The 4,706-nt window shown below is 76.2% G+C and carries 5 protein-coding genes; all 5 read left to right on the plus strand.

Translation table 11 applies throughout. The features are described 5' to 3' along the window. The coding region (locus tag E1200_RS31330) for a response regulator transcription factor (RefSeq protein WP_207933633.1) at positions 1-728 on the plus strand (728 nt) is incomplete at its 5' end. 98 nt (positions 729-826) lie between these two features. After that, positions 827-1,711, plus strand: coding sequence for a cytochrome P450 (locus E1200_RS31335; protein WP_131955957.1), 885 nt, complete (start codon positions 827-829; stop codon positions 1,709-1,711). Between the two features lie 87 nt (positions 1,712-1,798). Then, entirely contained in the window at positions 1,799-3,088 is a 1,290-nt protein-coding gene (locus E1200_RS31340) for a sensor histidine kinase (protein WP_131955959.1), read from the plus strand. A 28-nt stretch (positions 3,089-3,116) separates the two neighbouring features. Next, positions 3,117-3,818 (plus strand): response regulator transcription factor, encoded by a 702-nt coding sequence (locus E1200_RS31345; RefSeq protein ID WP_131955961.1) that lies wholly within the window; start codon positions 3,117-3,119, stop codon positions 3,816-3,818. Between the two features lie 123 nt (positions 3,819-3,941). Then, entirely contained in the window at positions 3,942-4,556 is a 615-nt protein-coding gene (locus E1200_RS31350) for a response regulator (protein ID WP_131955963.1), read from the plus strand. Positions 4,557-4,706: the final 150 nt, after the last annotated feature.

The following is a 4,706-nucleotide window of genomic DNA, read 5'->3' on the forward strand; positions in this document are numbered from 1 at the left end:
CCCCCGGCCGCACCCCCGATCGGCGAACCGAGCACCGACGAGCGCACCGACGAGCGCACCGACGACTGGCGGCCGCACCCATGAACGTGCTCATCTGCGATGACCACGCGGTCTTCGCCGAGTCGCTCTCGCTCGTGCTCACCGACGCCGGGCACGGTGTCGTCGGGGTGGCCTTCTCCCCCGCCGACGCGCTGCCGGTGCTGCGGGACCGGCGGCCCGACGTCTGCCTGACCGACCTGCGGTTCCCGGCGGGCACGGCGCTCGACTGGATGCCGCGGCTGCGGGCCGCGTCGCCGGACACGAGGTTCGTCGTCCTCACCGGCTACCTCGAACCGTCGGTGCTGGACGCCGGGGTCCGCGCCGGCGTCCGGGGCTTCGCGCACAAGGGCCAGCAGGCCGGCGACGTCCTCACCGTGCTGCGCCGGGTCGCGGACGGCGAGGTCGTCGTCGACCAGGCGGTCCGGCGGAGCGGGACGCGGCAGCGCACCCAGGCGCAGCGGGTCGCGCAGTTCCTCACCCCGCGCGAGCGCGAGGTGCTGACCCGCCTGGTGCGCGGCGAGTCCACGCAGGCGCTCGCGAAGGCGATGGGCGTGACGCGCAGCACGGCGCGCAGCCACGTGCAGAGCGTGCTGAGCAAACTCGGCGTCCACTCGCAGCGCGAGGCGGTGATCGCGGCGGCCAGGCACGGCCTGGTCAGCGTCGAGACCGGGGAGTGGCTCGCGGGCTGACCGGCGCCCGCCGCGGGGGCGGGTCCCCGGAAACGGCCGAATCCGGACCTTCATGGTTCGGCCGGTACGCGTTAGCGTCCGCCTGGAAGGAGGTTCCCATGCCGCGACGGCACGGCGCGCCGCCCCTCTCCGGCGCGGGCGCCCTCGACTGCGCCGCCACCTACACCCGCGGGGTCCCGCACGACCGGTTCGCGCGGCTCCGCGGCAAGACGCCCGTGGTGTGGCAGGACGGCCGCGCGGCCGGCCGGCCCGGCGCCTGGGCGGTGCTCCGGTACGCGGACGTCCACCGGGCCCTCACCCGCCCCGTGCTGTTCCCGCCGGGGAGCGACGGCGTCCTGCACGGACCCATGATCCGGGACGTCCCGGACGGCGCACGCCCGCCGGGCGCCGCGCTCATCGACATGGACCCGCCGGCCCGCGACCTGCTCGGCCGCATCCCGCGGCGGGAACCGGCCGACTTCGTCGCCGACGTCGCCCGCGACCTGCCCGAGACACTGCGGAACACGCTGGCCGGCGGCCTCTACGCGCTGCTGCGCCACCCCGAGCAGTACGCCCGGCTCCGGGCGGAACGCTCCGACGACGGGCTCCTCGACAGCGCGGTGGAGGAGATGCTGCGCTGGTGGACGCCGGTCCTGCAGGTCTGGCGCACCGTGCGGCGCGGCACCGTCGTCGGCGGCGTGCCGCTGCTGGCGGGCGAGCGGGTCGTGCTCTGGCTGGTCTCCGGCAACCACGACGACGCGGTGTTCCCCGAGCCGGACCGGTTCGTCCCCGAGCGGTACGCCCTGGGCGCCCGGCCCCACCTCTGCTTCGGCGCCGGCCACCGCGCGTGCCCGGGCGGGCGGCTCACCCGCGTGCACCTGCGCGCGCTGCTGGCGGCGCTGCTGGAGCACCCGGGCACCCTCCGGCTCGCGGGCGAGCCGGCGCCGCTGCGGTCCAGCGCCCGGCACGGGTTCGAGCGGCTGCCCGTCCGCTGGGCCGGCTGAGCCGGCCGCCGCTACCTCCCGCGGAGTAGGCGGGGGCACTCCCCGCGGCCGACGCCGGGCCGGCGGCCGATGACCTACCGTGCCGGTATGAGCACTTCACCGCCGCACGGCCCGGCGCGGGCCACCTGGCCGCGCCCGGGCCTGTGGCCGGTGTGGGTCGTCCCGGCCTTCCTCGCGTTCTTCCAGGTCTTCGGCTCGCTGGGCGCGCAGCACGGCGGCGGGTCACCGGGGCCGCCTTGGGCGGAGGGCGCCGGGTCCGGCACCGGGCACACCGATTTGGACGCGCTCGGGTTCGGCCTGCTCCTCGCCGGCCCGGCGCTGCTGCTGCTCCGCCGCCGGCATCCGGTGCCGACACTGGCCCTCACCGCGGCGGTGACCGTCCTGTACCTGCTGCGCGCCTACCCCTACGGCCCCGTGATCTTCTCGATGGCCGTCGCAATGTTCGCGGCCGTCGTCGCCGGGCACCGGCTCGCCGCCTGGGCCGGGACGGGCGCCGTCCTCGCCGCATACTTCGCCGTGACCACCGCCGTCGGCGTCCCGGCGGACGAGCGCGGGAGCGGCGGGCTCTTCCCGGTGGAGCGGCCGTCGCTCCTCGCGATGACGCTGGTGACCGCGTGGGCGCTGGTGGTGCTGGTCACCGCCGAGCTCGTCCGGACGCGGGGGCAGCGCGCCGCGGAGGCCGCCCGCATCCGCGCCGAGCGGGACCGCCGGCAGGCGAGCGAGGAGCGCCTCCGGATGGCCCGTGAGCTGCACGACGTCCTCGCGCACAACATCTCGATGATCAACGTCCAGGCCGGGGTGGCGCTGCACCTGCTGGACGAGAACCCCGAGCAGGCCCGGACGGCCCTCGCCGCGATCAAGGACGCCAGCAAGGAGGCGCTCACCGAGATGCGCGGCGTGATCGGCGCGCTGCGGGCGCAGGGCGAGACCGCGCCCCGCTCCCCCACCGCCGGGCTCGGCGGGCTGGCGGACCTCGCGGCCCGTGCCCGCGCCGCCGGGCTGCGCGTCGAGGTCGAGATCACCGGGGACCGCCGCCCGCTGCACGCGGGCACGGACCTCGCCGCGTTCCGCATCGTCCAGGAGTCGCTGACGAACGTGACCCGGCACGCCGGGCCCGGCCCGGTGACGGCGCGCGTCGCCGTCGCCTACCGTGAGGACGAACTCGTGGTACGGGTCGAGGACGACGGCCGGGGAGCGCCTTCACTGGACGGCTCGCCGGCCGGCTCGCCGACCGGCAGCGGGATCCGCGGCATGCGGGAACGGGCGGCGGCGCTCGGCGGCGAGCTCACCGCCGGGCCGCGGCCGGGCGGCGGGTTCCGCGTCCGGGCCCGCCTCCCGCTGACCGGCGGACCGGACGCCGGAGAGGGGTCCCAGTGAGCCGACGCCACCACCGGAGGGGCTGACCATGCGGGTCTCAGGCGGAACACCGGACGGCGACCCGGCGATCAAGGTCGTGCTGGCCGACGACCAGGTCCTCGTCCGGGCCGGGTTCCGGGCGCTGCTGGACGCGCAGCCCGGGATCGAGGTCGCCGGGGAGGCGGGCGACGGCGAGGAGGCGGTCGCGCAGGCGCGGCGGCTGCGGCCCGACGTCATCCTGATGGACATCCGCATGCCGGGGCTGGACGGCCTGGAGGCCACCCGGCGGATCGCCGCCGACGACCGCCTGGCCGGCGTCCGGATCGTCATCCTGACGACGTTCGAGCTGGACGAGTACGTGTTCGAGGCGCTGCGCGGCGGCGCGAGCGGGTTCCTCGTGAAGGACACCGAGCCGGTGGAGCTGATCCACGCCGTGCGGGCCGTGGCCGCCGGCGACGCGCTGCTGTCGCCCGGCGTGACCCGGCGGCTGATCGCCGAGTTCGCGATGCGGGCCAAGGAGCCGGCGCCGGCGCCGCGGCTGAACGCGCTGACCGACCGGGAGCGGGAGGTCATGGCGCTGGTCGGCGAGGGCCTGACCAACGAGGAGATCGCGGCCCGGCTGGTGGTGAGTCCCGCGACCGCGAAGACGCACGTCAGCCGCACCATGGTCAAGCTCGGCGCCCGCGACCGCGCGCAGCTCGTGGTGTTCGCCTACGAGTCCGGGCTCGTCAAGCCGGGGTGGCTGCCCTAGCGGCTCCGCACCGGCGACCTGGCCCGAGCCTGGCGGCTCCGCGCTGGGCGGATTCACTGTCGTCCTCCGCCGGGACGTGACAGGGTGGAAGTGCCCAGGCCGCCACGGACGCGAAGGAGCCCGGTGCCCAACGACACGAGGATCCTGGCCGTCGACGACCGCGCGGAGAACCTGACCGCCCTCGCGGCCGTGCTCGACGCCCTCCCGGTGGAGGTCGTGCCGGTCACCTCCGGCCAGGCGGCCCTCAAGGAGCTGCTGAACGACGACTTCGCGCTGATCCTGCTCGACGTCGTCATGCCGGAGATGGACGGGTTCGAGACCGCCGGGCACATCAAGTCGCGGCCCCGCACCCGCGACATCCCCATCATCTTCCTCACCGCGGGCGGCGCGGCGGGCGAGCAGGCGTTCCGCGGGTACGCCGCCGGGGCGGCCGACTACCTCACCAAGCCGTTCGACCCGTGGCTGCTGCGCGCGAAGGTGTCGGTGTTCGTCGACCTGCACCGCCGCAACCTGGAGTTGCAGCGGCAGGCGAAGCTGCTGCGGCAGACCCGCGCCGAGGGCGGCGAGGGCGGCGGAGTCCCGGCAGGCTGCGAGCGGCTGCTGTCCGTCCTGGACGAGCGGCTCAGGCTGGTCGAGGAGGACGCGGCACTGATCCGCGCCGGCGAACCGGCCGCGGGCCTGGACGAGCACGTCGCCGACCTGCGGCTCGCGCTGGACACCCTCTCCGCCGGAAGCTGACCCCGCCGGAAACTGACTCAGCCGGAAACTGACCCCGCCGGAAGCTGACTCACCCGGAAACTGACTCAGCCGGAAGCTGACGCCCGGTTCGGCCGGCCGGCGGGTGGCCGGGTCAGGCCGGTGCGGCGGGGAGTGCGGGCGGGAGTGCGG

The sequence above is a fragment of the Actinomadura sp. GC306 genome (genome assembly GCF_004348665.1).
Lineage (GTDB): Bacteria > Actinomycetota > Actinomycetes > Streptosporangiales > Streptosporangiaceae > Spirillospora.